Raw genomic sequence first — 26,530 nt, forward strand, 5'->3', positions numbered from 1 at the left:
CTGCCGGGCCCGAGCGCATGGTGGACGAACATGCCAGGATGGCACTGTGAGCGCGCGGCGATGCGGAGGGGCGGGCGGCCAGTGAGTAGGACCCGGGTATTGGCGGTGGCCAACCAGAAGGGTGGCGTCGCCAAGACGACCACCGTTGCCTCGCTGGGGGCGGCGATGGTGGAGGAGAAGAAGCGGGTCCTGCTGGTCGACCTCGACCCGCAGGGCTGCCTGACCTTCTCGCTGGGCCAAGACCCGGACAAACTCCCGGTCTCCGTGCACGAGGTATTGCTCGGTGAGGTCGAGCCCAACGCCGCGCTGGTTGAGACGGCCGAGGGAATGACGCTGCTACCGGCCAACATTGACCTGGCGGGCGCCGAGGCGATGCTGCTGATGCGGGCGGGGCGCGAATACGCGCTCAAGCGAGCGCTGGCCAAACTCGCAGACCGGTTCGACGTGGTGATCATCGACTGTCCGCCGTCGCTGGGTGTGCTGACCCTCAACGGGCTGACGGCCGCCGACGAGGTCATCGTGCCGCTGCAGTGCGAGACGCTCGCGCATCGCGGTGTGGGCCAATTCCTGCGGACGGTCGCCGATGTCCAGCAGATCACCAATCCGGAGCTGCGCCTGCTCGGCGCGTTGCCGACGCTGTACGACTCGCGCACCACCCACACCCGCGACGTGCTGCTCGATGTCGCCGACCGCTATAGCCTGCCGGTGCTGGCCCCGCCGATTCCCCGCACGGTGCGTTTCGCCGAGGCCAGCGCCTCGGGTTCGTCGGTGATGGCGGGCCGCAAGAACAAGGGCGCGTCGGCGTACGGCGAGTTGGCGACGGCGCTGCTCAGGCATTGGAAGAACGGCAAGCCGCTGCCGACCTTCGCGGTGGAGGTCTAGCGGCGATCACCCGCCCCGCGCTCAACCCAGAGCCGCAATCTTGAGTGTGAACTGACGGCTTTGAGTGTGCACTGGCGGCGCGCCCGATCGGCGTGTCGCCGCCGCAGATTCACACCGAAAGCCAACGATTCACACTCGACGGGCCCTGGGCTGCCCGACGGGCTAACTCGGGCGACGGCCGTCGCGGCCCGATGGGCTAAGACGCCCGGGCGGCCGTCGCCGCCCCGAACGCTCAGCCCAGGGCGACCACGGTGTCGCCGCGCTGCTCGAACACCCGCGACCCCGACACGGCCGGGACCACCGCCCTCCCGGGTGGCGGGGGATTGGCCGCACGGTCGACCGGAATGTAGCGTTCGCCGGTCCCGCTGACCGGGTCGTAGACGCCGATCGCGCCGGTGACGGGCACCAGCAGCCGGCCCGCCATCATTACCCCCGGCCCCAGCGGCGCCGTCTTGTCACCCGCGGCGATGGTGTAGCGCAGCGCCAGGGTGTTCACGTCGAAAACCATCAGCGAATCGCCGGTCCACCAGGTCATCAGGCTGCCGGCGTGCGAGACCGCCGCCGAGCGCGACGGCGGCTTGGGCAGCAGGGTGCTCGCCACGGTGGCGCCGGTTTCGTCGATCACGTCCACCCGGGGCTGGGGCGCCGGCAGGTACACCGCGGTGGTGGTGTCCCGGACTGCCAGCACCCGGGCACCCGAATCGGGCGCGATCCCCGGCTCGGCCACGACGTGTTGCTGGGGTTCGTCGTCGTCCTTGCCCGGCCGGAGCAGCACCAGGCGCAGGTCGGCCTGATTCGCGCAGCTCTCCAGCACCGAGACCGCGGACGAGCTGGCCGCGGCCGAGATCAGCCTGCAGCCGGAGTGCAGCCCTCGCGACGACGGCTTCACCCGGGCGTCGGTCTCGCCGTAGGCCACCATCCGGACCATGTCCGAGCGCCACAGCTCCAGGCGGGTGTCACCGACCGACAAGACGGTCATGCCGTCGGAGGAGAGCCGCACCCGCGGGTCGGCGTAGCCACTGCGGGCGGGGCCGCGGTGACCGGTGGAGCCGTCCAGGGTGCTCACCTGCCCGCAGCCGCGGTCGTCGCGGTAGACCCCGACGGCGTAGCGGTACAGCCACGAGACTCCGCAGAGGCTGGTGTCGCGGGCGTAGCTCCAGCGGGACTGGCCCGTGCCGGCGTCGCGCCCGTCGATCCGCACGCCCGCACCGGTGACGACCACCCCGCCCACCACCACCGGCTCGGTGGTGGCCGGACTGGAGGCGGTCCACAGTTGTTTCAGGCCGGCGGGAACCTGCCGGGCCGGGCTCGGGTTGGGCGCCGGGACGGCGGCCGGGCGGCTGCTGGTCGCCCGCGCGTCGCTGGTCCACCAGATGAGGGCCGCCGTCACCGCGACGACGACCGCGATGGTCGCGGCGGCCAGGATGTCGCGCTTGGTCCGGCGCTCGGGTCTGACCATGCGTGGGCGCGGAAAATTAGTTGTTTTGCGCGGTGGGGGCCGCCGCGGCGGCTTCCGCCGGCTTGCGGCGCCGACGGCGGCGACGGCTGGAGCCGGCGTTTCCCGGCGGGGAGCCGGCCGGCGTTTCCGCGGCGGCATCACCGTTGCTGCTCGCGGCGCCGTTGCCCGACGGGTGCGCGCTGACCGGCTGGCCGCCGCGGGTGCGCCGCCGCGTCCCGGACCGCCGCGCGGTCTTCTCCGATTTCTGTCCCGGCTTCTGGGTGGCGCGCTCACCGGTGCGGCGCGCGCCCTGCGCCTTGCGGGCCGCACCGACGGTGCCTCCGGCATCGGCGGGGATGCTCAGCTCGTCGTACAGGTGCGGCGAGCTGGAGTAGGTCTCGGCGGGTTCGGGGTTGTCCAGCCCCAACGCCTTATCGATCAGCGCCCAGCGGGTGAGCTCGTCCCAGTCCACCAGGGTGACGGCGACGCCGGTCTTGCCGGCGCGGCCGGTGCGCCCGATGCGGTGCACGTACGCCTGCTCGTCCTCGGGGATCTGGTAGTTGATGACGTGGGTGACGTCATCGATATCGATGCCGCGCGCGGCCACGTCGGTGGCCACCAGCACGTCGATGTCGCCGGTCCGGAAAGCCTTGAGCGCCTTCTCGCGTGCCACCTGTCCGAGGTCGCCGTGGACGGCGCCCACCGCGAAACCGCGCTCGGCCAACTCGTCGGCGACCTTCTGGGCGGTGCGCTTGGTGCGGGTGAAGATCATCGTGGCGCCGCGGCCCTCGGCCTGCAGGATCCGGCTGACCAGCTCCACCTTGTCCAGGGCGTGCGCCCGGTAGGCGTACTGGACGGTGGTGTCGTGGGTGGCCGCCGAGTGCGGCGCTTCGGCCCGGATGTGGGTGGGCTGGTTCATGAAGGTGCGGGCCAGCGTGATGATCGGGTCCGGCATGGTCGCCGAGAACAGCATCGACTGCCGGTCGACGGGGATCTGCCGCAGGATGCGCTCGATGTCGGGCAAAAAGCCGAGGTCGAGCATCTCGTCGGCCTCGTCGAGCACCAGCACCGAGAGCCCACCGAGCTGCAGGTGGCCCTGCTGGCTCAGGTCGAGCAGCCGGCCCGGGGTGCCCACCACGACGTCGGCGCCGGCGCGCAGCGCCTCGATCTGCGCCTCGTAGGGGCGGCCGCCGTAAATGGGGACGACGGAGAGCCGGCGGCCTTCGTCGGCGGTCAAATGCTTGGCCGCCAGCGCCAGGTCATCGGTCACCTGCAGGCAGAGCTCGCGGGTGGGCACCACGATCAGCGCGCGGGGTGTTCCGTTGAGCGGCCGCGCGGCGGTGCCTGAGGTGATGCGCTGCAGCAGCGGCACCCCGAAGGCGAAGGTCTTGCCCATGCCGGTGCGGGCCTGCCCGATCAGGTCGTCGCCGGCGAGCGCGAGCGGCAGGGTCAGTTCCTGGATGGCGAAAGGGCTTTCGATCCCCTTTTCGGCGAGTGCGCGCACGATTTCGTCGCGGACACCGAGTTGAGCAAAGGTCAGTTCAGTTGTGCTGGTCAGTGTGGTCATGCGTGGGTAGGTAGCCTCTCGAAGACGTATCGGATTGTGTCGGGTGTTTCTCTGTCGCGGTCACGCGCGCACGAGTTCCGACTCCGAATACGTCGCCGAGTCGCGGGCTCCGGCTCAGTCTGGGGGTCCCAGCCCGGGCGGGCCTGCTGTGCACGCACATTTCGCCGATAGCGGCGTGGGAAGAACATTTGGCACAAATAACACCGCCATCTACCTACATGATAGCTGGTCGAGCTCCGGCACCCGTTTCGCGCCAACTCCGCCGACTACAGTGTTGCCATGACCCGGCCCTCTTACCAGCCCTCTTCCACCGACCAAGTGGAGGAGTCGGCTGCCCCGCGATTGTCGGCCGATCACCCCGGGGTCAACGAGTTGTTCGCGGTCTTGGCCTACGGCGAGATCGCCGCGTTCTACCGGCTCACCGACGAGGCGCGGATGGCCCCTGACCTGCGCGGACGGATCTCGATGGCGAGCATGGCCGCCGCGGAGATGCAGCACTACGAGCAGCTGCGCGACGCGCTGGAAAGCCGCGGCGTCGACGTCGTGTCGGCGATGTCGAAGTACGTGTCGGCGCTGGAGAACTACCACCGCCTGACGATGCCCAGCACGTGGCTGGAAGCCTTGGTGAAGACGTATGTCGGTGACGCCCTGGCCGCCGATTTGTACCTGGAGATCGCCGACGGGCTGCCCGACGAGGTTGCCGACGTGGTGCGGGGGGCGCTGGCCGAGACCGGGCACTCGCAGTTCGTGGTCGCCGAGGTGCGCGCCGCCGTCACGTCCAGCGGCAAGCAACGCAGCCGGCTCGCGCTGTGGTCCCGTCGGCTGTTCGGCGAGGCGATCACCCAGGCCCAGTACCTGCTGGCCGACCACGACGAGCTCGTCGACCTGGTGATGTCGGGCGCCGGCGGGCTGGGCCAGCTCAACGCGTTCTTCGATCGGTTGCAGCAGACGCACGACCGCCGCATGCACGAGTTGGGCCTGAGCTGACGGCCGTCAAACTCAGCGCGAGCAGGTCGCCATGTTCGACGGGCTGCCCGACGCCATGATCCGCTGACCGGCGGCGTTGAAGACCGAGCAGCTGAGCTGGCCGTAGAAGCTGGTCGCGACCACGGATTCGGTCTGCACGCCGGGATTGAGGACCACCACCTTCGACCACGGCAGCGAGACGTTGAACTCGCTCTGCGGGACGCCCCGCGCGTCGGTGTAGACCACGTTCACCAGGTCCAGCAGCTGCTTGGTCCCGCTCACGCTGTAGACGACGGTGCGCGGGTTCAGCGCGGCCGTCGGCGGCGCGGGCGCGAGAGGCGGTGCGGCCGTGGGGGTTTGGGCCGCCGGGGTGCTGGGCGCGGCGCTCGGTGTGGTGACGGTCGTCACGGTCTCCGGCGGCAGCTGGGCCACGCGCGAGGGGCTCGGTGGCGCGGACGCCTTGGTGGTCGCGGGTGCCGAGGTCACCGGGTGGGGGGCCGGCGCTCCCAGCGTGGCCTTGGTTGACGCGCTGTCGCCGCTGTTGATGATGACGGCGGTGGCGATGGCGCCGACGGCCACCACCGCGCCGAGGATCGCCGTCGCGGGTCGCCAGCGTGAATCGGCCGGCCAGCCCGTCCAGTTGTAGTCGGCGTTCAGGTAGGGGTCGGTGTCGCAGTCGTCAGCGTCGTCGTCCGGGTAGCTCCGGATCCGGTCGTCGAGGTGCGGCAATGTGGTACCCATGGGGCCGAAGTTAGCCATGCGAAAGCGCGGATCGGGTATCGCGCGGGTGTGTGAGACAACCTGCAAGCGAATCGTTATCGGCGCGCGACCGAAGTTTCGCTGACCGCGAAGTGTGGGGACGCGACGAGGTGGGGGTCGGCCGCGTCAACTAGCCTGCTGCTGACGGGGCTGGGACTTCGCCGCCCGCGCACGACTTCAATGCCTACGGAAGGGGTGACCGTGGAGGTCAAGATCGGGATCACGGATAGTCCGCGCGAGTTGGTCCTTGCCAGCGACCAGACGCCCGCCGAAGTCGAAGACCTGGTCAGCGCCGCGCTCGGCGAGGGGTCGGGGCTGCTGCGACTGAGCGACGAGCGGGGCCGTCGCTTCCTGATCCACACCAGCAAGATCGCCTACGTCGAGATCGGCGTCGCCGACGCGCGGCGGGTCGGCTTCGGGATCGGTGCCGAAATCGAAGCCGGCAAACATGCCGGCAAGGGACGCTAGGAGCGGGTCAGCGGCACGTGTGACAGTCCGCCCCAGGCGAACTGGACGGTGCCCTCGACGGCGTCCGCCTTCGAAATCGGGCGATCGGAGTCGAGCCAGTACCTGGCGCAGTCGACGCTGATGCCGACCAGCCCGACGGCGATCATCCGCGCGCGGTGCGGGTCCAGCCCGGAATCCTCGCTGATCAACGCGAACACCGCGTCGATGCAGGATTCGGTGGCCACGCGCACCTGGGCGGCCACCTCGGGCTCGGTGACGTAGTCGTTTTCGAAGATCAGCCGGTAGCCCTGGCTGTCGTGCTCGATGAAATCGAAGAACGCCTGCACCGCGGCGTGCAACCGCCGGCGGTTGTCCTTGGTGGTGCTCAACGCCTGCTGGACGCCGGAGACCAGGTTTTCCACGTGCCGCGCCAGCACGGCGAGGTACAGCTCGAGCTTGCTCGTAAAGTGTTGGTACAGAACGGGTTTGCTAACCCCGGCGCGATCGGCGATCTCGTCCATGCCGGCCGCGTGGTAGCCGCGGTCGACGAAGACGTCGCTGGCGACGATGAGCAACTGGCCGCGGCGCTCATCGCGGGGCAGCCGGTTGCCCCGCCGGTTGGGGGCCGCGGCGCCGTCCGCCGGCCTGCCGCGGTCAGCCGATCTGACGGCACGCCGTGCCGGCATCTTGGCGAGTTCGCTCATCGAGTCCTCATCTGATTGTCGACGGCCGGCCGTCGGTCCACCGGGGCTAGCCGCTCGCAGCTCGTTGAAAAGACCTTACTACCCGCGGGGTTGGAGCTCCCGCCGTCGGCGTCGTCGTACCTGGCAGAAGCGGTGTCGGGCGCCGGATTCGGGCGCGCCACGGTCGGCGTGGGTGGTCCGCTGTGTAATCCTGGGAAAATGACGTCGCAGCGACCCCCGCGCAGCAGCGGTCGCGTGCCGGTGCTGCGCGACGAGTGGCGCGAGCCGCTGCGGGCGCTGCGTGACCCCCTGGCCGCCCCGGAAGCCGGGCGGGCGCGGGCCGACCGTGAGCGGCAGCGGCAGTGGCGCAAACAAACGTGGCTCGGGCGGTTCGTCTCCACCTACGGCTGGCGCGCGTACGCGCTGCCGGTCCTGGCGGTGCTGACGGCCGTGGTCATGTACCAGACGGTGACCGGCGCCGGCGCGTCGAAGCCCACGAACAGCCAGCCCATCGAGAGTCCGCCCGCGATCGGCGCGGTGGGCACCACGATCATCGACGCGCCGCCGCGTGGGCTCGCCGCGTTCGACGCCAACCTGCCGGCCGGGACGTTGCCCGACGGCGGCCCCTTCACCGAAGCCGGCGACAAGACGTGGCACGCGGTGCCGGGCGCGACGCCCCAGTTCGGCCAGGGCACCGCCAAGGTGTTCCGGTACACCGTCGAGGTGGAGAACGGCATCGACCCGACGATGTTCGGCGACGACGAAGCGTTCGCGCAGATGGTCGACCAGACGTTGGCCAATCCGAAGGGCTGGACGCACAACCCGCAGTTCGCTTTCATCCGGATCGACGGCGCCAGTGGGGCAAAGCCCGACTTTAGGATCTCGCTGGTGTCGCCGGTGACGGTGCGGGAGGGGTGCGGCTACGAATTCCGGCTGGAGACGTCCTGCTACAACCCGGTTTTCGGCGCCAACCGCGAGGCGCGGGTTTTCATCAACGAGGCGCGCTGGGTGCGCGGCGCCGTGCCGTTCGAAGGGGACATCGGTTCGTACCGGCAATACGTGATCAACCACGAGGTCGGCCACGCCATCGGATACCTGCACCACGAGGCCTGCGAACAGCAGGGCGCACTGGCGCCGGTGATGATGCAGCAGACGTTCTCCACGTCCAACAACGACGCCGCGCAGTTCGACCCCGACACCGTCAAGGCCGACGGGAAAACCTGCCGCTTCAACCCCTGGCCGTACCCGATCGCCTAGCGGCCGACTGCCTTCGTTGCCGTCGCTCCGGCGGGCTGCTGTGATGGATTCATAAGCAGAACCACGAAGCTGACCGAGGAGATGTTGTCCGTGTCGTCGTTGCCGCCGCTGGTGGCACCCGCAGACCACCTGACCGGCGACGAGGTGGCCCGCTACAGCCGTCACCTGATCATTCCCGGCCTGGGGGTCGACGGGCAGAAGCGACTCAAGAACGCCCGGGTGCTGGTGATCGGCGCCGGTGGCCTGGGGGCGCCGACCTTGCTGTACCTTGCCGCGGCCGGCGTGGGCACGATCGGCATCGTCGAATTCGACGTCGTCGAGGAATCGAACCTGCACCGCCAGATCATTCACGGCGTGGCCGACGTCGGGCGTCCCAAGGCCGTGTCGGCGCGCGAGTCGATGCTCGCGATCAACCCGCTGGTGGACGTGCGCCTGCACGAGGTGCGCCTGGACTCCACCAACGCCGTCGAGTTGTTCAGTTGCTACGACCTGATCGTCGACGGCACCGACAACTTCGCGACCCGGTACCTGATCAACGACGCGGCGGTGCTGGCGAAAAAGCCGTACGTGTGGGGGTCGATCTACCAATTCGAGGGCCAGATCTCGGTGTGCTGGGAGGACGCGCCGGACGGACGCGGCCTCAACTATCGCGACCTGTACCCGGAGCCGCCGCCGCCCGGCACCGTTCCGTCGTGCGCCGAAGGCGGCGTGCTGGGCATCGTCTGCGCGTCCATCGCCTCGGTGATGAGCACCGAAGTGATCAAACTCATCACCGGCATCGGCGATTCGTTGCTGGGCCGGTTGATGATCTACGACGCGCTGCAGATGACCTACCGCACGATCGCGATTCGCCGGGACCCGTCCGACGCGTCGAGGCCGAAGATCACCGAGCTCGTCGACTATGAGCAGCTGTGCGGCGCGGTGGCCGACACCCCGGCCGGCGACGCGACGGCCATCACCCCGCGGGAGCTGCGCGAGCTGCTGGATTCCGGCAAGGAGCTGGCCCTGATCGACGTCCGCGAGCCCGTGGAGTTCGACATCGTGCACATCGAGGGCGCGCAGCTGGTCCCGCAGTCGTCGATCAACTCGGGTGAGGGTCTGGCAAAGCTGCCGCGGGACCGCATGCCGGTGCTGTATTGCAAAACGGGCGTGCGCTCGGCGCAGGCGCTGGCGGTGCTGAAGCAGGCGGGGTTCGCCGATGCGGTGCACCTGGAGGGCGGAATTGTGGCCTGGGCGCAGCAGATGCAACCCGACATGATCCTGTACTGAGCTTCGCCGCTGTTGGACTCGTTTAGAGTACCGGTGTGACAGTCGAGCCACCGCCGGACCATGTGCTGTCGGCGTTCGGTTTGGCCGGCGTCAAACCCGTCTATCTGGGCGCCAGCTGGGAGGGCGGCTGGCGGTGCGGCGAGGTCGTCCTGTCGCTGGTGGCCGACAACGCCCGCGCGGCGTGGTCCGCCCGGGTCCGCGAGACGTTGTTCGTCGACGGCGTCCGGCTGGCCCGCCCGGTCCGGTCCACCGACGGGCGCTACGTCGTTTCCGGGTGGCGGGCGGACACCTTCGTCGCGGGGACGCCGGAGCCTCGCCACGACGAGGTCGTCTCGGCGGCGGTGCGCCTGCACGAGGCGACGGGCAAACTGGAACGCCCCCGCTTTTTGACCCAGGGCCCCGCGGCGCCCTGGGGGGACGTCGACATCTTCATCGCCGCCGACCGCGCGGCGTGGGAGGAACGGCCCCTGGCCTCGGTGCCGCCCGGCGCGCGGGTGGCCCCGGCCACCGCGGACGCCGAGCGCTCGGTGGAGTTGCTCAACCAGCTCGCCACGTTGCGCAAGCCGACCAAGAGTCCCAACCAGCTGGTCCACGGGGACCTTTACGGCACAGTGCTTTTCGTGGGCACCGCGGCGCCGGGCATCACCGACATCACCCCGTACTGGCGGCCCGCATCGTGGGCGGCGGGCGTGGCCGTCATCGATGCGTTGTCCTGGGGTGAGGCCGACGACGGACTCATCGAGCGCTGGAACGCCCTACCGGAATGGCCGCAGATGTTGTTGCGGGCGTTGATGTTTCGCCTGGCGGTCCATGCGCTGCACCCGCGGTCCACCGCCGAGGCGTTCCCCGGTCTGGCCCGCACCGCGGCGCTGGTCCGGTTGGTGCTCTAGGTTAGTTGCGTGGCGACCCGCTGCGCCCGGCTTCGGCCTGTAGTGGCGACCCGCTGCGCCCGGCTGCACCGCGCTTGCGACCGCCACGGCCGCGCTGGCGATCGCCACTAGCCTCGATCTTTCTTGAGGTGGGTTGGTTGTTGTCGATTGGTCGGTTGTTGCCGGTGCGGTGGGTTGGGCGTGGAGCGTCCCCGGCGCTGGGTCGCCGGTTCTCCTGGGTCCTGGGCCGTAGGGATGTTGTGGTGAATTCAATTGAGTGCGGCGAGGTTTCGTTGACCCCTGGTCAGTAGTTCTGACCAGGGCCATCGTCTGCTCAGGCGCAGGATGCGACGGCGTCCGGTGGTGATGACCCGGCCGGCCACCGAAAGCAGGCGCAGGCGCAGTCGTTTGGGTTCCCAGCTGCGGGCGGGGTGATCGGGCCAGGCCAGTAGTTGGGTCCAGGTCAGCAGCTCGTAGGCCAGAGCGGCCAGCTCGAGCCAGATCTCGTTCTTGCCGAAGGCCTGCAGCGGCAGGTTGGCCAGGCCGGTGTCTTTGAGGGTGCGGATGCGGTCCTCGGCGCGGGCCCGCAGTCGGTGGCGTACTTCGAGGTCGGCGAGTCGCCCGCCGGTGGTGTTGGTGGCGAACATCGTGATGCGCCAGCCGTGGGCATCGGTGATGCGCAGTTGGGCACCGGGATGTGGGCGTTCCCGGCGGGCGATCACCCGCATCCCTGGCGGCCAGCCAACGAACGTCGCCGGCAGCCAGCGGGTCAGTTCGGCAACCTGAGCGCCCTCGCGCAGACACCCATCGGCGTCCTTAGCGCGCCGCCAGGCCTGGCGTGGCAGGGCGGCCAGGGCATCCAGCACGGGTTGGCGACCGTAGACACCGACCGAGTAGGACAGACCCAGGTGGTGGATGTGCCAGAGGAATTCCTTGACTCCCGAACCGGTGTCGCCTCGCACCAGCACCCGATCGCGCACCCCCTGGGGCAGTTGGGCCAACGCGGCATCAAGGACCGCGATCTGATCGGCGGCGTCGCTGGCGTTGGCCCGCCCGGGACGCAACATCGCCGCCAACGGCTCCCCGGTACCGCCGGCACCGTGATCAACGAACGCCATCATCGGATGAAACCCGTATCCCCGCTTGAAGTTCGGGGTCGCGCCTTCTTTATCCGAATGCGCCCCGATCAAGGTGGCGTCCAGATCGACGACGACCTCCCCAGCTACAGGAACCGGGCAGCACAGCTGCCACACCGTCGCCCGCGCGCTCGCCCGCGCATGACGGATCGCGGCGATCGCCGCGGCGGGATCCCCGCCGAGAGTCTCCAGCAGCCGGCTGATCGTGGGATCAGAGGCCACCGCACCGAACAACTCCGGCTGAGCACGCAGCAGCGCCGCATCGGCCAAGCAGTCACCGCCGAGCGCGATCGCCACCGCCAGATCCAGCACCATTTTGCCCGGATCGTGGACCGAGCGCGGCGCCCGCCACGACCGCAGCTGATCCGAGAGAACCGACGTCAAGCCGCTGACCTGCGCAGTCTGCACGAGCAGCGCCGCACCAGTCGAGGAAATCAACGACTCGCGACCAGCCTCGACCCTAAACCCACCACAACGGCTACGCTTCACCTACGGAGTGCCTTCCCGCTTGCAGAACATGGACCCTAGACAAGTCACATTTTCTCAAGCAGGACAGGCACTTCCGTGCATCACACGCCCGTCACCACCCCATCTTCACGAAAGATCGAGGCTAGGCCCCGTCCGGGAATTCGTAGCGAACCTCGCCCAGCGCGATCCGGCCGTCGCGGGCAAGCACGCCTTCGGCGCGCAGCAGCTCCAGCTGCCGGGTGGTCAGGTGGCGCGCCGGGCGCCCGGAGGCGGTGATGACGCGGTGCCACGGCAGGTCCGAGGAGTCGGTCCGCATGATCCAGCCGACGATCCGTGGGCTGGAAAGCCCTGCGACCGAGGCGATGTCGCCGTAGGTGGCCACCCTGCCGGACGGGATGGCGGCGACCAGCGCCCGCACCCGCTCGACCTGATCGTCGGTCACCGGCGCCACGGTCAGCGGGCTTCCAGTAGCTCGCGGGCCAGCGCGGCGACGTCGTCGGGCTTGGCGTAGGGCACCATGTGGTTGCAGTCGAAATCCAGCAGCCGGAAACGCGATCCCAGCCGCTGCGCAAGGCCCGCGATGAGTTCGTCGGTGACATACGGCGGCGATGTTCGCTTGGCGCGCACCAGGATCGTCGGCGTTTGCGCCGGCGGCAGCACCGCGTCGCGGGCGAGCTCGCTCCAGTACGCCATCATCGCCGGCAGGCTGATGCGCCAGCCGTAGCGGCCGTTGGGGAGGGCGACCAGATGCTCGTCGAGCTCGGCCTCGAGCAGCGCGGGCTCGACGTCCGACCACGAGCCGTGCACCTTTTCCAGGCGCGCTTCCTCGGCGTCGGGATAGTCGGGCGAGGACAACATGGCCTCGGCGATCTCGCGCATCCACGCGCCGTCCAACCCGATCGCCGGATCGAGCAGCAGCAGCCCCGAAACCTGGTTCGGCCGGGCCGCGGCCAGGTGCATGGCGAGCCCTGCGCCGAACGAGTGGCCGACCACCACCACCGGCGTGCCGGGCTGCGCGTCGAGCAGCAAGGCCAGCGCCGAGACGTTGGCGTCGATGGTCCACGGCGCCGCCCACGAGGACCGGCCGTGGCCGAGCAGATCCGGTGCGGCCAGGCCGATCTCGGGCAGCAGGCCGGACAGGTGTTGCCACCGCTGCCCGTGCCCGGTCAGCCCGTGCAGCGCGAGGATCCGCGCCGGACCGGACGGACCGTAGCGGTGGACGTACAACTTCGCGGTCACCCGTCGATGGTGCCAGCCGCCGTCACCGGGCGTCGCGGGCGGTCCTCAGCGATCGTCGTCCCGATCGTCGTCCGCGGACACGACGTAGGCCTGCTCGATCACGTCGGCTTCGTTGGCCTCGCGGTCCCGGGCGCTCACGTAATCGGTGTCCAGGCCGGCGTCGTCGTCGGAATCGGCGGGCCGCAGTTGCTCCACCGCGTCGCCCTCGGGCGCCTCGTCGATGGGAAAGCCGTGCTCGTCCGTCATGGTCGTCAACCCCTCCTTTTGCAGCCTTGAGACCATTCTTCGCGCTGCTGCGACTTCCAGGGTAAGAGCTCGCGTCGGCGCTGACCGGGTCCACTTGTCACACCCTGGTGATTGCATGCAGCCATGGCACACACCTGGGAGGCCGACGCGAGCGCTGTGCTGGCGCCCGGCGCGCGCGGGATCGTTCGCGTGCTCGGCGGGCCCGGAACCGGAAAGAGCAGCCTGCTGATCGACGCCGCGGTCGCCCGGATCGACGCCGGGATCGACCCGGAATCGGTTCTGCTGCTGACCGGTTCGGGCCGGCTCGGGATGGCCGAGCGCAGCGCGTTGACGACGGCGTTGCTGCGCTCCCGACCGGGCCGGGTCGCCGTCAGCGAACCGCTGGTGCGGACCGTGCACGGGTATGCCTACGCGGTCTTGCGGCGCGCCGCCGAACGGGCCGGCGATGCGCCCCCGCGGCTGGTCACCAGCGCCGAGCAGGACGCCATCATCCGGGAGCTGCTGGCCGGAGACCTCGACGACGGCCCCCGCGCGACGTCCGCGTGGCCGGCGCAGCTGCGGGCGGCGCTGAGCACTGCGGGGTTCGCCACGGAACTGCGAAACCTGTTGGCCCGCTGCGCCGAACGCGGTATCGACCCAGGGGAACTGGAGCGGCTCGGCCGTCGTTGCCGCCGGCCGGAATGGATCGCCGCGGGGCAATTCGCACGCCAGTACGAGCAGGTGATGTTGCTGCGCGCGGCGGTCGGCACGGCCGCGCCGGAGGCGACGACACCCGCGCTGGGCGCCGCCGAATTGGTGGGCGCGGCGCTGGAGGCGTTCGCCGTCGATCCCGAGCTGCTGGCGGCCGAACGCGGCCGGATCCGGGTCCTGCTGGTCGACGACGTCCAACAGCTCGACCCTCAGGCGGCCCGCCTGGTGCGGGTGCTCGCGGCGGGCGCCGAGCTGGCGCTGATCGCCGGGGACCCCAATCAGGCGGTGTTCGGCTTCCGGGGCGGCGAACCGGCCGGGCTGCTCGACGGCGACGGCCCGGCGGTGACGTTGACGACGTCGCATCGCTGCGCGCCCGCCGTGGCCCGCGCCGTCAGCGGCATCGCCGCCCGGTTGCCCGGCGGCGGCGCCGGCCGCCGGATCGACGGCGCCGGGGCGGGGGAGGGATCGGTCACGGTGCGCCTCGCCGCCTCGGCGCACGCCGAGGCGGCGGCGATCGCCGACGCGCTGCGGCGGGCGCACCTGGTCGACGGCGTGCCCTGGTCGCAGATGGCGGTCATCGTGCGGTCGGTACCGCGGGCCGGCGCGCGGTTGCCGCGTGCGCTCGCCGCCGCCGGGGTGCCGGTGGCCGCGGCCGCCGCCACCGGGCCGCTGGCCGAGGAGCCGGCGGTGCGCGCGCTGCTGACCGTGCTGCTGGCCGCCGCCGACGGGCTGGACGGGCAGCAGGCGCTGGCGTTGCTGACCGGCCCCATCGGCCGCGTCGACCCGGTTTCGCTGCGGCAACTGCGCCGAACCCTGCAGCGCGCCAACCCCGATCGCCCGCCGGGCGACTTCGCCGAGCTGTTGGCCGAGACGCTGTCGGGCGCCGTGCCGCCGGGTCCACAGTTCCGTTCGTTGCGCAAGGTCCGCGCGGTGCTGGATGCTGCCGCGCGGTGCCACGAAGCCGGTGAGGACCCGCGCTACACCCTGTGGGCCGCCTGGCATCGGTCCGGGCTGCAGCGCCGCTGGCTGTCGGTCAGCGAGCGCGGCGGCCCCGCCGCGGCCCAGGCCACCCGGGATCTCGAGTCGGTCACCGCGTTGTTCGACATCACCGACGACTATGTGTCGCGCACTTCCGGCGCGTCGTTGCGCGGCCTGGTCGAGCACGTCGCCGCGCTGCACCTGCCGAACGCCAACCCCGAGCCGGCCGCCACGGCGGGGCAGGTCAGGGTGCTGAGCGCGCACGCCGCGCTGGGACACGAATGGGATTTCGTGGTCATCGCCGGATTGCAGGATGGTTTGTGGCCCAACACCGTTCCGCGGGGCGGTGTGCTGGGCACCCAGCGGCTGCTCGACGAGCTGGACGGGGTCACCGCGGACGCCTCGATGCGCGCACCCCTGGTGGCCGAGGAGCGCCGGTTGCTGGTGGCGGCGATGGGCCGTGCCCGCCGGCGGCTGTTGGTGACGGCGGTCGACAGCGACACCGGTGGGGCGGACCACGCGGCCGCGCTGCCGTCGCCGTTCTTCTTCGACATCGCGCAATGGGCCGACGAAGACGTGGAAACGACTGCGCTGCAACCTGTTGCGGCGCCCCGGGTGCTGTCGGCGGCTGCGCTGGTGGGACGGCTGCGGGGCGTGGTCTGCGCCCCCGACGGGGCGGTGGACGAGCTCGCCCGCGACTGCGCGGCAACGCAATTGGCCCGCCTGGCCAAAGCCGGGGTGCCCGGCGCCGACCCGGCCGGCTGGCACGGCCTGACCCCGGTCAGCACCGGCGAGCCGCTGCGGGGCGGCGGCGACGTCGTGACGCTGACCCCGTCGACCCTGCAGACACTGACCGACTGCCCGCTGCGCTGGCTCGCCGAACGCCACGGCGGGACCAATCCGCGCGACCTGCGCTCCACCATCGGTTCGGTGGTGCACGCGCTGATCGCCGAACCGCATCGAAGCGAATCCGGACTGCTGGCCGAGCTGGAGCGCGCCTGGCAGCACCTACCCTTTGCGGCGCAATGGCATTCGGACAACGAGCTGGCCCGTCACCGCGCGATGCTCGAGGCGTTCGTCGAGTGGCGAAGCCAGAGCCGCGGCGCGCTCACCGAGGTCGGCGTCGAGGTCGAGATCGACGGAACCCTTGAAACCGGTGACGGGGAACAGGTTCGGCTGCGCGGCCGCGTCGACCGGCTGGAGCGCGACGCCGCCGGCCGGCTGGTGATCGTCGACGTCAAGACCGGCAAGTCCCCGGTCAGCAAGGACGACGCCCAACAACATGCCCAACTGGCGATGTATCAGCTGGCGGTGTCCGAAGGCCTGGTGGCCCCCGGAGGCGACACCGTGGAACCCGGTGGGGCGCGGCTGGTTTACGTCGGCAAGGCCGGGGCGGCCGGGGCCGTCGAACGCGAACAGGACCCGCTGACCGCGGACGCCGGCGACGAATGGCGACAGGTCATCCGGCGTGCCGCCGCCGCCACGGCCGGTCCGCAGTTCGTGGCGCGGCGCAACGACGGTTGCACGCACTGCCCCATCCGGCCGTGCTGCCCGGCGCACACCGACGGCGCGACCCGATGAACGCCCGCTACAACCCGAGCGAATTGGCTTGCGCGCTCGGCCTTTTCCCGCCGACCGAGGAGCAGTCCGCGGTCATCGCCGCGCCGCCGGGCCCGCTGGTCGTCATCGCGGGGGCCGGAGCCGGTAAGACCGAGACCATGGCCGCACGGGTGGTGTGGCTGATCGCCAACGGGTACGCCGAACCCGCCCAGGTGCTGGGACTGACGTTCACCCGCAAGGCCGCCGGCCAGCTGCTGCGCCGCGTCCGGTCCCGGCTGGCCCGGTTGGCCGGCGTCGGCCTGGGCCCGGTCGGCGATGCCGCCGCCGAGCCCGAGGGCGCCCCGGTGATCAGCACCTACCACGCGTTCGCGGGTTCGTTGCTGCGCGACTACGGGCTGCTGCTGCCCGTCGAGCCCGACACCCGGTTGCTCAGCGAAACCGAGCTGTGGCAGCTGGCTTTCGACGTGGTCAACGGCTACCGCGGCGAGCTGCACACCGACAAGACCCCGGCCGCCGTCACCTCGATGGTGTTGCGCCTGTGGGGACAGTTGGCCGAACACCTCGTCGACACCGGACAGCTGCGCGATACCCACGTTGAGCTAGAGCGGCTCGTCCATGGCCTGCCCGCCGGGCCCTATCAGCGGGAGCGCGGTCCCAGCCAATGGTTACTGCGCCTGCTGGGCACCCAGACCGAGCGCGCGGAGTTGGTGCCGCTGCTGGACGCGCTCGACGAGCGCATGCGCGCCGAGAAGGTGATGGATTTCGGCATGCAGATGGCCTCGGCCGCGCGGTTGGCCGCGGGCTTCCCCCAGGTCGGTGAGGACCTGCGCGCCCGCTACCGGGTGGTGCTGCTCGACGAGTATCAGGACACCGGCCACGCCCAGCGCATCGCGCTGTCGGCCCTGTTCGGCGGTGGGGTCGACGACGGGCTGGCGCTGACGGCCGTGGGCGACCCCATCCAGTCCATCTACGGCTGGCGCGGGGCCTCGGCGACCAACCTGCCCCGGTTCACCACCGACTTTCCCTGCTCCGACGGCACACCCGCGCCGGTCCTGGAATTGCGGACCAGCTGGCGCAATCCGCCGCGGACCCTGCGGGTCGCCAACGCCGTGTCCGCCGAGGCGCGGCGGCGATCGGTGGCCGTGCACGCGCTGCGCCCTCGCCCGGACGCCCCGCCCGGCACGGTCCGCTGCGCCCTGCTGCCCGACGTGGTGGCCGAGCGCGAGTGGATCGCCGATCACCTCGACGCCCACTACCGGCGGGCCCGGGCCGACGGCGTGAGCCCGCCGACGGCCGCGGTGCTGGTGCGCCGCAACGCCGACGCCGCGCCGATCGCCGACGCGTTGCGGGCGCGCGGCATTCCCGTCGAGGTGGTCGGGCTGGCAGGGCTGCTGTCGGTGCCCGAGGTCGCCGAGGTGGTGGCCATGCTGCGGCTGGTCGCCGACCCGACGGCCGGCGCGGCGGCAATGCGGGTGCTCGCCGGCGCGCGCTGGCGCCTCGGCGCCCGCGACATCGCCGCGCTGTGGCAGCGTGCGCGCGCGCTCGGCGGGACCGCGGGGGACACCGCGCCGCCCTCGCCCGAGGCGATTGCGCGCGCCGCCGACCCCTCGCACGTCGACGCCGACACCGTCTGCCTGGCCGACGCGATCGCCGACCCGGGTCCGGCCGGCTCGTATTCGGCGGCGGGGTATCAGCGGATCACCGCCTTGGGCGCCGAGCTGAGCGCCCTGCGCGCCCACCTCGGCCATCCCCTTGCCGACCTGGTGGCCGAGGTGCGCCGCGTGCTGGGCGTCGACTGCGAGGTCCGGGCCGCGGCGGGGGTGGCGGCGGGTTGGGCCGGCACCGAGCACCTGGACGCGTTCGCCGACGTCGTCGCCGGTTACGCCGAGCGCGCCGACGGCGCGGCCACGCGGCTGGACGCGTCCGCAACCGCCTCGGTGGGCGGGCTGCTGGGGTTTCTGGATGCCGCCGAGGCGGTCGAGAACGGTTTGGCGCCGGCACCTTTGGCGGTCGCGCGCGACCGCGTCCAGGTGCTCACCGTGCATTCGGCGAAGGGACTCGAATGGCAGGTGGTGGCGGTCGCGCACCTCTCGGGTGGGACGTTCCCGTCGACCGCGTCCAGGAGCACTTGGCTCACCGACGCCGCGGAGCTGCCCCCGCTGCTTCGCGGCGACCGCGCCGCCGCCGGGGCGCTGGGCATCCCGGTGCTCGACACCTCGGACGTCACCAACCGAAAACAACTGTCGGACAAGATCTCCGAGCATCGCCGCCAGCTCGATCAGCGGCGCGTGGACGAGGAGCGCCGATTGTTGTATGTCGCGATCACCCGGGCCGAGGACACCCTGCTGGTGTCCGGGCACCACTGGGGCGCCACCGGGGTCAAGCCGCGCGGCCCGTCGGATTTCCTGGTGGAGATCAAGGACGTCATCGACCGTGCGGCCGTGGCGGGCGACCCCTGCGGCACCGTGGAGCACTGGGCGCCGTCGCCCGCCGACGGCGAGCGAAACCCGCTTCGCGACAACGTCATCGAAGCGGTGTGGCCGGCAGACCCGCTGGCCGTGCGGCGCGAGGAGGTCGAGCGCGGTGCGACGCTGGTGAGGCGGGCGCTCGCCGCCGGACCCGGCCGGCCGTGTGCCGATGTCGACGGCTGGGCCGCCGACGTCGATGCGTTGCTGGCCGAACGGGCGCGGTTGATCGAGCCACCGGTCCGGGAACTGCCCGGCCAGCTGTCGGTCAGCTCCCTGGTCGGCCTGGCGCGCGACCCGGCGGGCACCGCGCAGCGGTTGAGGCATCGGCTACCGTCGCGGCCGGATCCGCATGCGTTGCTGGGCAATGCGTTTCACTCCTGGGTCCAGAAGTTCTACGGCGCAGAATGCCTGTTCGATCTCGGCGATCTGCCGGGTGCGGCGGACTCCGACGTCGGCGACAGCGCCGAATTGGCCGCGCTGCAGGCCGCATTCACCGAATCGCCGTGGGCCGCAAGGTCTCCCGTCGCCGTCGAGGTGCCGTTCGAGATGCCGATCGGTGAGACCCTGGTCCGCGGGCGCATCGACGCGGTGTTCGCCGATCCCGACGGCGGCGCGACCGTCGTGGACTGGAAAACCGGCGAACCGCCGCACGGCGCGGAGGCGCTGCGCCAGGCCGCCGTCCAGCTCGCGGTGTACCGGATGGCCTGGGCGGCGCTGGCCGGGGTCGCGGAATCGTCGGTGCGCACCGCCTTCTACTACGTGCGCGCCGGCACCACCGTGGTCCCCGACGAACTGCCGAGCGCCGCCGAGCTGGCCGGGTTGCTGATCGATCCGGACGGTACGCGGTGTGACCCGCGCCGCCCGAGTATTGGGGAGGCGGTGCCCGTGGTTACATAAGACGCGTGCGTGGCTCGTGCGCGGAAATCAAACCGATGACGGGCCGCCGTGGGCAACGGTAGGTCCCGAAAGCTGAGCGGTCTGGACGAAACGCTGACCGCCCAGCGCGGTCACCAGCTGATCGGCGTGGTGCGCATCCCCGAAGAGCACGCCAGCCCCATTCGGGTCATCACCCGCCGCCTGGCCATCGCCCTGGTGGTGCTGTTCGGCGCGGCCGTCATCGTCTACCTGGACCGCGACGGGTTCCGCGATGTGCGCAACGAGCCGCTGACATTTTTGGACTGCCTGTATTTCTCGGCGGTTTCGCTGTCGACCACCGGCTATGGCGACATCACGCCGTACACCGAAACCGCGCGCCTGGTGCACACCCTGATCTTCACCGCGCTGCGGATCGCGTTCCTGGCCGTGCTGGTCGGCACCACGCTCGAAGTGCTTTCCGAGCGGTCTCGCCAAGGGTGGAAGATTCAGCGTTGGAGGAGCAGAGTGCGCAATCACACCATCGTGATCGGTTATGGCACCAAGGGCAAAACGGCGGTGGCCGCGATCCTCGGCGACGAAACCATCCAGGCGGAGGTCGTCGTCGTCGACACCGATCGCAGCACGCTCGAGCACGCCGAGAGCGCGGGCCTGGTCACCGTCCACGGCGACGCCACCAAGGCCGATGTGTTGCGGCTGGCCGGGGCCCAGCACGCCGCGTCCATCATCGTCGCCACCAGCCGCGACGACACCGCGGTGCTGGCGACGCTGACCGCGCGCGAGATCGCGCCCAACGCCAAGATCGTCGCCTCGATCCGGGAGGCCGAGAACCAGCACCTGCTGCAGCAGTCGGGGGCGGACTCGGTCGTGGTCTCGTCGGCGACCGCCGGTCGCCTCCTCGGGCTTGCCACCACGACGCCCAGCGTCGTGGAGATGATCGAGGACCTGCTGACCCCCGACGCCGGCCTGGCGATCGCCGAGCGCGAGGTCGAGCAGAGCGAAGTCGGCGGCTCGCCGCGGCATTTGCGCGACATCGTGCTCGGCGTGGTGCGCGACGGGCACCTGTGGCGCATCGACGCCCCGGAGGTGGACGCCGTCGAGGCCAACGACCGCCTGCTCTACATCCGAAGCGTGGGGCATTGATGGCGATCGCGGATTTTCAGCTGCGCAGCGTCCCGTTGCTGTCGCGCGTCGGAGCCGACCGAGCCGATCAGCTGCGCACCGACGTCGAGGCGGCCACCGCGGGCTGGGCCGAGGCGGCGCTGCTGCGGGTGGACTCGCGCAATCAGGTGCTGGTTTCCGACGGCCGGGTGGTGCTGGGTGCCGCCGCCGAACTCGGCGACAAGCCGCCGTCGGAGGCGGTGTTTCTGGGGCGCCTCGAGGGTGGCCGCCACGTGTGGGCGATCCGCGGCGCGCTGCAGGCCCCGGAGGACCCCGACGCGCGCACCGAGGTGGTGAACTTGCGCAGCCTCGGCCCGATCTTCGACGACACCAGCGGCCAGCTGATGTCATCGGCTGTCGCACTGTTGAATTGGCATGAGAAGTCTCGATTCAGCTCGGTGGACGGTTCACCCACACGTCCGGCCCGGGCGGGTTGGTCACGCGTGAACCCGGTCACCGGGCACGAGGAGTTCCCGCGCATCGACCCGGCGGTGATTTGTCTGGTGCACGACGGCGGCGACCGCGCGGTGCTGGCGCGCCAGGCGGTGTGGCCGGAGCGGATGTTCTCGCTGTTGGCCGGATTCGTCGAGGCCGGTGAGTCTTTCGAGGGGTGTGTGGCTCGGGAGATCCGTGAGGAGATCGGGCTGACCGTGCGTGACGTGCGCTATTTGGGCAGTCAGCCGTGGCCGTTCCCGCGCTCGCTGATGGTCGGCTTCCACGCCGTCGGCGACCCGGCGCAGGACTTTTCGTTCAACGACGGCGAGATCGCCGAGGCGGCGTGGTTCACGCGCGACGAGGTGCGCGAGGCGCTGGCGGCCGGGGACTGGTCGAGTTCCTCGGAGTCGAAACTCCTGCTGCCCGGGTCGATTTCGATCGCGCGGGTGATCATCGAATCCTGGGCCGCGATCGACTGACTGGGCCTGCTCAGCTACCGGTCTCGGCCAGCTTCGCCTTCACCTGGGCCGCGCTCGGGTTGGTCAGCGTCGACCCGTCGGCGAACTTCACCGTCGGGACCGTCCTGTTGCCGCCGTTGACCGAGCTGACGAAGTCAGCGGCCGCCGCGTCGTGCTCGATGTCGACCGCCTCATACGGTATTCCGTTGGACTTGAGCACCGTCATGAGCCGATGGCAGTAGCCACACCAGGAGGTCGTGTAGACGGTGAGCGGGGCAGTGGTCATAGCCCGATAACGTAGCCCGGCGACGATGCATTCCGCGCAGCGGGATGCGGAGGAGTGGGCGCTCGGGGGTAGCCCGGCGACGATGCATTCCGCGCAGCGGTATGCGAAGGAGTGGGACGCGACGCGCCGTGGCGACACGCCAGGCCATCCGATTCGGGCGTGGCGATGCCTCAGCTCGCACGGCGACTTGTCAGTATGGGAAGCCACTATGGACGCCATGCCGACGGTCGCCGATCCACTGACAGCCGGGCTGGACGACGAGCAGCGCGAGGCCGTGCTGGCTCCGCGCGGCCCGGTCTGCGTGCTGGCCGGCGCCGGAACGGGCAAGACCCGCACCATCACTCACCGGATCGCCCAGCTGGTCGCCGGCGGTCATGTCGCCGCCGGCCAGGTGCTGGCGGTCACGTTCACCCAGCGGGCGGCGGGGGAGATGCGCTCCCGGTTGCGGGCGATCGACGCCGCGGCGGGCACGGGGCCGGCCGTCGGCGCGGTCTCGGCCCTGACCTTTCACGCCGCCGCCCACCGGCAGCTGCGGTACTTCTGGCCGCGGGTGGTCGGTGACACCGGGTGGCAGCTGCTGGACAGCAAGTTCGCGGTGGTGGCCCGGGCGGCCAGCCGCACCCGGCTCAACGCCAGCACCGACGACGTGCGCGACCTGGCCGGCGAGATCGAGTGGGCCAAGGCGTCGCTGATCGGCCCCGAGGAATACCCCGCCGCGGTGGCCGCCGCCGGGCGGGACATCCCACTGGACGCCGCCCAGATCGCCGGCGTCTACGCCGCCTACGAGGCCCTCAAAGCGCGCGGCGAACACGTCACCCTGCTCGATTTCGACGACCTGCTGCTGCACACCGCGGCCGCGATCGAAAACGACCCGGCGGTGGCCGAGGAGTTCCGCGACCGCTACCGCTGCTTCGTGGTCGACGAATACCAGGACGTCACGCCGTTGCAGCAGCGGGTGCTGACCGCCTGGTTGGGCGACCGCGACGACCTGACGGTGGTGGGCGACGCCAACCAGACCATCTACTCGTTCACCGGGGCCTCGCCGCGGTTCCTGCTCGACTTCTCCCGCCGCTTCCCCGACGCCACCGTCGTGCGCCTCGAGCGCGACTACCGGTCCACCCCCCAGGTGGTCTCGCTGGCCAACCAGGTGATCGCCGCGGCCCGCGGGCGGGTCGCCGGCAGCAAGCTGCACCTGGTGGGCCAGCGCCCGCCGGGTCCCGCGCCGACGTTCCACGAGCATCCCGACGAGCCGGCCGAGGCCGCCGCGGTCGCGGCGTCGATCGCGCGGCTCATCGAATCCGGCACCCCGCCGTCCGAGATCGCCGTGCTGTACCGGGTCAACGCGCAGTCGGAGATCTACGAGGAGGCGCTGACCGAGGCGGGCATCGCCTACCAGGTCCGCGGCGGCGAGGGATTCTTCAATCGCCAGGAGATCAAACAGGCCCTGCTGGCGCTGCATCGGGCCGCCGAGCGCGGTGCGGAGGGTCCCCTGCCCGACGTCGTCCGCGCGGTGCTGGAACCGCTGGGCCTAACGGCCCAGGAGCCGGTCGGTACCCGCGCCCGCGAGCGCTGGGAGGCCCTGAGCGCGCTGGCCGAACTGGTGGACGACGAAGTCGCCCAACGCCCGCAGCTGGACTTCCCGGGGCTGCTGGCCGAGCTTCGGATGCGCGCCGACGCCCGGCACCCACCGGTGGTGCAGGGCGTCGCGCTGGCATCGCTGCACGCCGCCAAGGGGCTCGAGTGGGACGCGGTGTTCTTGGTCGGGTTGGCCGACGGCACGCTTCCCATCTCACACGCGCTGGCCCACGGCGCCGAGAGCGAGGCGGTCGAGGAGGAGCGCCGCCTGCTTTACGTCGGAATCACCAGGGCCCGAACGCATTTGGCGCTCAGCTGGGCGCTGGCCCGCAGCCCGGGCGGGCGCCAGGGCCGCAAGCCGTCGCGGTTCCTTAACGGCATCGCACCCCAGGCACGGGCCGAGCCGGGGCCGAACAAGTCTCGGCGCAACCGGGCCACCGCGACCCGCTGCCGGATCTGCAATAACAACCTCACGACCCCGGCGGCCGTCATGCTGCGCCGCTGCGAGACCTGCGCGGCCGACATCGACGAGGACCTGCTGCTCCGGCTCAAGGCGTGGCGGCTGGACGTCGCCAAGGAACAGAAGGTGCCCGCCTACGTCGTCTTCACCGACAACACGCTGATCGCCATCGCCGAGCTGCGGCCCGACGACGACGAGGCGCTGATCGCGATTCCCGGCATCGGCGCGCGCAAGCTGGAACAGTACGGCCCCGACGTGCTGGAGCTGGTTCGCGGTCGCTGACCGGCAAACGCGCAGGTCAGAAAATCGGTTGTGACGACGACGGTGACCGTTTACCCTCGATACCGCGACTCGGCACTACGGACGAAGGAGGGTGGCCGCGATGCTCAGCGACGCGTTCGGTGTAGGCGTGGCCCGCGCGGAGCTGTCCGCGGGTACCTCCCATGCCGCACCCGCCGCCGTGTCGGCGGCCGCGCGTAAGCATCGCGCCGCCGCCGCGACCGACGCGTCCGTAGGAGTCGGGGGCCCACCGAAGGCAACGTAAGCAGCAGCCCCGGTTTTCACCCAGATGGCCACGGACCCGAAGTCAAGGATCCGTGGCCATAGTTATCGGTCGGCAACGAAGCGACCTGGTCCGGATCACCGCTCAAGGACAGCAACCCAGACCAGGAAGTAGGTGGTAGGACATGTCGGCACGGATAGCCCCCAGGCCGGACCTGCCGTGTCACGCCGGCGATCCCGATCTCTGGTTCGCCGAAGCGCCGGCCGATCTCGAACGCGCCAAGTCGCTGTGCGTCGACTGCCCGGTGCGCCGCCAGTGCCTGGCGGCCGCGCTGGAACGGGCCGAGCCCTGGGGCGTGTGGGGCGGCGAGATCTTCGACCGCGGTTCGGTGTTGAGCTTCAAACGACCCCGCGGCCGCCCCCGCAAGGCGGCCTAGCGCGCGAGACTAGACGACCGCGTTGTCGGGTTCGGCGAACCCGGGCACCAGCTCTTCGGACAGCGCCTTGATCGGCACGTGGGCGTCCAGCTGACACAGGATCGCGGCCACCGACATGATCACCCGCATCGGGATCACCAGCTTGGGCGGCAGGTCCATCTGCCGGGCCGTGCGGATCTGCGACACGGACCGGTCGATCTCGATGGCCGACATCTTCTGCAGCCACTTGCGGGTGTAGTGGAAGACCTCGACCTCGACCGGTTCGACGTACTGGCGCAGCATGTCGTCGATGTCGCGCACCGACACCTGCTGGCCCTTCTGGATGAACCCGGCCTTCTCCATCGTCGGCAACAGCAGGTCGTAGTTCTTGTCGCGGGCCAGCCGGATGCTCATCCCGAGCTCGATCGGCAGGCCGCCGGGCAGCGGCGCGACGGCGCCGAAGTCGATGACGCCCATGCGGCCGTCGTCGAGCAGCATGAAATTGCCCGGGTGGGCGTCGCCGTGCAGCATCTCCAGCCGGCGCGGCGCGTCGAACGTGAGCTCGAGCAGGCGGGTGCCGACCAGATCGCGCTGCTCGGTGGTGCCGTGGCGGATGATCTCGGCCATCGGGATGCCCTGCATCCACTCCTGGATCACCACTTTCGGTGCGCTGGCCACGATGCGCGGCACCGCGAAGTGCGGGTGGTCGTGATACGCCTTGGCGAACGCGCGCTGGTTCTCGGCCTCGAGCCGGTAGTCCAGTTCCATCTCGGTGCGCTCGATCAACTCGTCGACCACGCCCTGGATGTCGGCGCCCGGCGCGAGCTGCTTGAACACCCCGACCAGCCGCTGCATGGTCTTGAGGTCGGCCCGCAGCGCCTCGTCGGCCCCGGGGTACTGGATCTTGACCGCCACCTCGCGGCCGTCGGACCACACGCCCTTGTGCACCTGGCCGATACTCGCGGAGGCCACCGGGGTGTCGTCGAACGAACTGAACCGCTCGCGCCACTTGGTGCCCAGTTGGGCGTCGAGCACCCGGTGCACCTTGGCCGCCGGCAGCGGCGGGGCGTCCTTTTGCAGCTTGGTCAACGCTTCGCGGTAGGGCTCGCCGAACTCCTCGGGAATCGCGGCCTCGAGCACCGACAGGGCCTGGCCCACCTTCATCGCGCCGCCCTTGAGCTCACCCAGGACGGTGAACAACTGGTGGGCGGCCTTTTCCAGAAGCTCGGCCTGGACCTCGTCCCTGGACTTGCCGGTCAGCCGCTTACCGAATCCGAGCGCTGCCCGACCGGCGAATCCGACCGGAATGCTGGCCAGCTTGGCGTTACGCGCAGCCCGGCCCCGTTTGATGTCTGCCACGTAACCATCATCCATGATGGCCCACGCGATGTGGAGAGAAGCCGACAACGCTTGTTGTCAACTCGCGTCGCCGCAGGTCAGCGC

The 26,530-nt window shown here is 70.7% G+C and carries 22 protein-coding genes; 12 read left to right on the top strand and 10 right to left on the bottom strand.

The annotated features are described in order from the left end of the window. Positions 1–81: 81 nt before the first annotated feature. The gene (locus QGN31_RS05465; RefSeq protein ID WP_009956179.1) at positions 82–882 is read left to right on the top strand and encodes a ParA family protein; all 801 of its coding nucleotides are present in this window, start codon (positions 82–84) and stop codon (positions 880–882) included. 232 nt (positions 883–1,114) lie between these two features. Here QGN31_RS05465 and QGN31_RS05470 read toward each other — a convergent pair whose 3' ends face one another. Then, entirely contained in the window at positions 1,115–2,341 is a 1,227-nt protein-coding gene (locus QGN31_RS05470) for an Rv3212 family protein (RefSeq protein ID WP_009956180.1), read from the bottom strand. A 16-nt stretch (positions 2,342–2,357) separates the two neighbouring features. Next, positions 2,358–3,887 (bottom strand): DEAD/DEAH box helicase, encoded by a 1,530-nt coding sequence (locus QGN31_RS05475; protein WP_014380922.1) that lies wholly within the window; start codon positions 3,885–3,887, stop codon positions 2,358–2,360. A 279-nt stretch (positions 3,888–4,166) separates the two neighbouring features. Here QGN31_RS05475 and QGN31_RS05480 point away from each other — a divergent pair, with 279 nt between their 5' ends. After that, positions 4,167–4,874, top strand: coding sequence for a ferritin-like fold-containing protein (locus QGN31_RS05480; protein WP_026071232.1), 708 nt, complete (start codon positions 4,167–4,169; stop codon positions 4,872–4,874). 12 nt (positions 4,875–4,886) lie between these two features. Here the strand turns inward: QGN31_RS05480 and QGN31_RS05485 are convergent, their stop codons facing one another. After that, positions 4,887–5,594: an MmpS family transport accessory protein gene (locus QGN31_RS05485; RefSeq protein WP_014712237.1), complete on the bottom strand. Its 708-nt coding sequence runs from the start codon at positions 5,592–5,594 to the stop codon at positions 4,887–4,889. A 219-nt stretch (positions 5,595–5,813) separates the two neighbouring features. Here QGN31_RS05485 and QGN31_RS05490 point away from each other — a divergent pair, with 219 nt between their 5' ends. After that, the gene (locus QGN31_RS05490; protein ID WP_036389938.1) at positions 5,814–6,080 is read left to right on the top strand and encodes a DUF3107 domain-containing protein; all 267 of its coding nucleotides are present in this window, start codon (positions 5,814–5,816) and stop codon (positions 6,078–6,080) included. On the opposite strand, the gene QGN31_RS05495 is transcribed toward QGN31_RS05490, so the two are convergent. After that, positions 6,077–6,763 carry a TetR/AcrR family transcriptional regulator gene (locus QGN31_RS05495; protein WP_008259670.1) on the bottom strand — a complete coding sequence of 229 codons (687 nt, stop codon included), beginning with the start codon at positions 6,761–6,763 and terminating at the stop codon, positions 6,077–6,079. The genes QGN31_RS05490 and QGN31_RS05495 overlap by 4 nt on opposite strands. Before the next feature lie 198 nt (positions 6,764–6,961). Here QGN31_RS05495 and QGN31_RS05500 point away from each other — a divergent pair, with 198 nt between their 5' ends. From QGN31_RS05500 to QGN31_RS05510, 3 genes are all read left to right on the top strand, one after another. Continuing rightward, positions 6,962–7,999, top strand: a complete 1,038-nt coding sequence (locus QGN31_RS05500; protein WP_014712236.1) for a DUF3152 domain-containing protein — start codon at positions 6,962–6,964, stop codon at positions 7,997–7,999. An 81-nt stretch (positions 8,000–8,080) separates the two neighbouring features. Beyond that, a complete protein-coding gene (gene moeZ / locus QGN31_RS05505; protein WP_014942789.1) occupies positions 8,081–9,268 on the top strand; it encodes an adenylyltransferase/sulfurtransferase MoeZ in 1,188 nt (395 codons plus the stop codon). A 35-nt stretch (positions 9,269–9,303) separates the two neighbouring features. Continuing rightward, positions 9,304–10,158: a TIGR02569 family protein gene (locus tag QGN31_RS05510; RefSeq protein ID WP_008259667.1), complete on the top strand. Its 855-nt coding sequence runs from the start codon at positions 9,304–9,306 to the stop codon at positions 10,156–10,158. Between the two features lie 248 nt (positions 10,159–10,406). Here the strand turns inward: QGN31_RS05510 and QGN31_RS05515 are convergent, their stop codons facing one another. The 4 genes from QGN31_RS05515 to QGN31_RS05530 form a co-directional block, all read right to left on the bottom strand. Then, on the bottom strand, positions 10,407–11,762 hold the full coding sequence (locus QGN31_RS05515; RefSeq protein ID WP_155254931.1) for an IS1380 family transposase: 1,356 nt from the start codon (positions 11,760–11,762) through the stop codon (positions 10,407–10,409). A 121-nt stretch (positions 11,763–11,883) separates the two neighbouring features. Beyond that, on the bottom strand, positions 11,884–12,192 hold the full coding sequence (locus QGN31_RS05520; protein WP_009955653.1) for an MGMT family protein: 309 nt from the start codon (positions 12,190–12,192) through the stop codon (positions 11,884–11,886). Between the two features lie 2 nt (positions 12,193–12,194). After that, positions 12,195–12,980: an alpha/beta fold hydrolase gene (locus tag QGN31_RS05525; protein WP_014942788.1), complete on the bottom strand. Its 786-nt coding sequence runs from the start codon at positions 12,978–12,980 to the stop codon at positions 12,195–12,197. Between the two features lie 45 nt (positions 12,981–13,025). After that, positions 13,026–13,226 (bottom strand): hypothetical protein, encoded by a 201-nt coding sequence (locus QGN31_RS05530; protein WP_041785165.1) that lies wholly within the window; start codon positions 13,224–13,226, stop codon positions 13,026–13,028. Positions 13,227–13,349: 123 nt separating this feature from the next. Here QGN31_RS05530 and QGN31_RS05535 point away from each other — a divergent pair, with 123 nt between their 5' ends. Genes QGN31_RS05535 through nudC form a run of 4 tightly spaced genes read left to right on the top strand, consistent with a single transcriptional unit; the run spans position 13,350 to position 21,870 of the window. After that, positions 13,350–16,475 (top strand): ATP-dependent helicase, encoded by a 3,126-nt coding sequence (locus QGN31_RS05535; RefSeq protein ID WP_014942787.1) that lies wholly within the window; start codon positions 13,350–13,352, stop codon positions 16,473–16,475. Then, entirely contained in the window at positions 16,472–19,819 is a 3,348-nt protein-coding gene (locus QGN31_RS05540) for an ATP-dependent helicase (RefSeq protein WP_014942786.1), read from the top strand. The genes QGN31_RS05535 and QGN31_RS05540 overlap by 4 nt, the downstream gene beginning before the upstream one ends. A gap of 48 nt (positions 19,820–19,867) precedes the next feature. Then, complete coding sequence (locus QGN31_RS05545) at positions 19,868–20,938, top strand: potassium channel family protein (protein ID WP_008259653.1); 1,071 nt, start codon at positions 19,868–19,870, stop codon at positions 20,936–20,938. Continuing rightward, positions 20,938–21,870, top strand: coding sequence for an NAD(+) diphosphatase (gene nudC / locus QGN31_RS05550; protein ID WP_008259652.1), 933 nt, complete (start codon positions 20,938–20,940; stop codon positions 21,868–21,870). Before QGN31_RS05545 ends, nudC begins: the two co-directional genes overlap by 1 nt. 10 nt (positions 21,871–21,880) lie before the next feature. Here nudC and mrx1 read toward each other — a convergent pair whose 3' ends face one another. Continuing rightward, positions 21,881–22,135: a mycoredoxin Mrx1 gene (gene mrx1 / locus QGN31_RS05555; protein WP_008259646.1), complete on the bottom strand. Its 255-nt coding sequence runs from the start codon at positions 22,133–22,135 to the stop codon at positions 21,881–21,883. Positions 22,136–22,352: 217 nt separating this feature from the next. Between mrx1 and QGN31_RS05560 the strand changes: the two genes are divergently transcribed. Both QGN31_RS05560 and QGN31_RS05565 read left to right on the top strand, forming a co-directional pair. After that, a complete protein-coding gene (locus QGN31_RS05560; RefSeq protein ID WP_162130201.1) occupies positions 22,353–24,452 on the top strand; it encodes an ATP-dependent DNA helicase UvrD2 in 2,100 nt (699 codons plus the stop codon). Between the two features lie 404 nt (positions 24,453–24,856). Continuing rightward, complete coding sequence (locus QGN31_RS05565; RefSeq protein ID WP_008259632.1) at positions 24,857–25,108, top strand: WhiB family transcriptional regulator; 252 nt, start codon at positions 24,857–24,859, stop codon at positions 25,106–25,108. A gap of 9 nt (positions 25,109–25,117) precedes the next feature. Here QGN31_RS05565 and QGN31_RS05570 read toward each other — a convergent pair whose 3' ends face one another. Next, complete coding sequence (locus QGN31_RS05570; protein ID WP_008259631.1) at positions 25,118–26,461, bottom strand: macrolide-binding ATPase MABP-1; 1,344 nt, start codon at positions 26,459–26,461, stop codon at positions 25,118–25,120. Positions 26,462–26,530 lie beyond the last annotated feature (69 nt).

This window comes from Mycobacterium sp. 2-64 (assembly GCF_035918375.1).
GTDB classification, from domain to species: Bacteria; Actinomycetota; Actinomycetes; order Mycobacteriales; family Mycobacteriaceae; genus Mycobacterium; species Mycobacterium intracellulare.

Bases quoted from the DNA above. Each gene is read 5' to 3' on its own strand.
- QGN31_RS05470 (WP_009956180.1), bottom strand. From the start codon at position 2,341: ATGGTCAGACCCGAGCGCCGGACCAAGCGCGACATCCTGGCCGCCGCG.
- QGN31_RS05475 (WP_014380922.1), bottom strand. From the start codon at position 3,887: ATGACCACACTGACCAGCACAACTGAACTGACCTTTGCTCAACTCGGT.
- QGN31_RS05480 (WP_026071232.1), top strand. From the start codon at position 4,167: ATGACCCGGCCCTCTTACCAGCCCTCTTCCACCGACCAAGTGGAGGAG.
- QGN31_RS05485 (WP_014712237.1), bottom strand. From the start codon at position 5,594: ATGGGTACCACATTGCCGCACCTCGACGACCGGATCCGGAGCTACCCG.
- QGN31_RS05495 (WP_008259670.1), bottom strand. From the start codon at position 6,763: ATGAGCGAACTCGCCAAGATGCCGGCACGGCGTGCCGTCAGATCGGCT.
- QGN31_RS05500 (WP_014712236.1), top strand. From the start codon at position 6,962: ATGACGTCGCAGCGACCCCCGCGCAGCAGCGGTCGCGTGCCGGTGCTG.
- moeZ (WP_014942789.1), top strand. From the start codon at position 8,081: ATGTTGTCCGTGTCGTCGTTGCCGCCGCTGGTGGCACCCGCAGACCAC.
- QGN31_RS05530 (WP_041785165.1), bottom strand. From the start codon at position 13,226: ATGACGGACGAGCACGGCTTTCCCATCGACGAGGCGCCCGAGGGCGAC.
- QGN31_RS05535 (WP_014942787.1), top strand. From the start codon at position 13,350: ATGGCACACACCTGGGAGGCCGACGCGAGCGCTGTGCTGGCGCCCGGC.
- QGN31_RS05540 (WP_014942786.1), top strand. From the start codon at position 16,472: ATGAACGCCCGCTACAACCCGAGCGAATTGGCTTGCGCGCTCGGCCTT.
- nudC (WP_008259652.1), top strand. From the start codon at position 20,938: ATGGCGATCGCGGATTTTCAGCTGCGCAGCGTCCCGTTGCTGTCGCGC.
- mrx1 (WP_008259646.1), bottom strand. From the start codon at position 22,135: ATGACCACTGCCCCGCTCACCGTCTACACGACCTCCTGGTGTGGCTAC.
- QGN31_RS05560 (WP_162130201.1), top strand. From the start codon at position 22,353: ATGCCGACGGTCGCCGATCCACTGACAGCCGGGCTGGACGACGAGCAG.
- QGN31_RS05565 (WP_008259632.1), top strand. From the start codon at position 24,857: ATGTCGGCACGGATAGCCCCCAGGCCGGACCTGCCGTGTCACGCCGGC.
- QGN31_RS05570 (WP_008259631.1), bottom strand. From the start codon at position 26,461: ATGGATGATGGTTACGTGGCAGACATCAAACGGGGCCGGGCTGCGCGT.